Origin of the sequence: Sphingobacterium thermophilum (assembly GCF_039541675.1) — a bacterium.
In the GTDB taxonomy this organism is placed as follows: domain Bacteria; phylum Bacteroidota; class Bacteroidia; order Sphingobacteriales; family Sphingobacteriaceae; genus Sphingobacterium; species Sphingobacterium thermophilum.
The window spans coordinates 23,248-24,334 of sequence record NZ_BAABGR010000042.1 but is presented as its reverse complement, the minus strand read 5'-3'; the positions used below and the strand labels follow the sequence as shown (position 1 = coordinate 24,334).

1 protein-coding gene is annotated in these 1,087 nt (G+C 47.1%); it reads right to left on the bottom strand.

The features are described 5' to 3' along the window. Positions 1-117 precede the first annotated feature (117 nt). A partial coding sequence (locus ABD873_RS13330; RefSeq protein ID WP_345069101.1) for a protein-disulfide reductase DsbD family protein occupies positions 118-1,087 on the bottom strand: 970 nt, incomplete at its 5' end.

Sequence of the window (1,087 nt, the reverse complement as noted above, 5' to 3'; positions counted from 1 at the left end):
AACTTAAAATTGAAATTATACTTCTGTTTTTTACTCATAAAAATGCCCCAAATAAGTGTCTAACTTTTTGGGGCATGTCTAATTCATTGGGCTTTTCTTTTGATATGGAGATATGGTTTATTTTTTTGCTTTGAACAAATCTATCCCCTTTTGCAGGTAAGCAGCATAGCTGTCCACATTGTAGTCTGCCCCTGTAGGTGGCAACAGCACATTACCTTCCGTATCCACAATAACATACAAAGGCTGTGAATTGCTGTTGAACGACGAAGCCTGAAAGTCGCTGTTCTTCTTCCCTATCGTGTTAATCTTCTTGCCGCTGAAGCTTGAAACATACTGCTCCTCCGCCGGCAGCTCCGTCTTGTCGTCCACAAAAAGCTCGGCCATCACGAACTCCTCGCGCAACAGCTTGGCCACCTTCACGTCTGTCCAAACGTTGGCCTCCATCTTGCGGCAGTTCACACAGTTCCATCCCGTGAAGTCTATCAACACCGGCTTATTCTGCTCCTTGGCTGCTGCCAATGCCTCCTCATAGTCGTAGTACGGATCAAATCCCTTAGGCGTTCCCCGCTCATGGAAGATCTCATAATATTTCTTCTGAACCTTCACTCCACTGTCTCCCGACCGGTATTCACCTCCCTGAACCGACGACAGATCAAAATCCTGTGTGGCACTAGGGGGAAGAAAAGCACTGATCGCTTTCAATGGCGCTCCCCACATCCCCGGAATCATATACATCACAAAAGAAAAAACGATAATCGACACAATCGTTCGAGGAACAGACATATACGACAGCTCACTGTCATGGGCAAACCTAATCTTGCCAATGAGATAAAGCCCCATAAGACCGAAGATGGCTATCCACAAGGCCAGAAAAACTTCCCGGTCCAGCCAGTTCCAGTGATAAGCCAAGTCTACGTTCGACAAAAACTTCAACGCCAAGGCCAGCTCCAAAAAGCCCAAAACAACCTTCACGCTGTTCAGCCACCCTCCAGACTTTGGCATGGACTTCAGCAACGAAGGAAAGCCCGCAAAAAGAACAAAAGGAACCGCCAAGGCAATAGAAAATCCAAGCATGCCGACCGCTGGA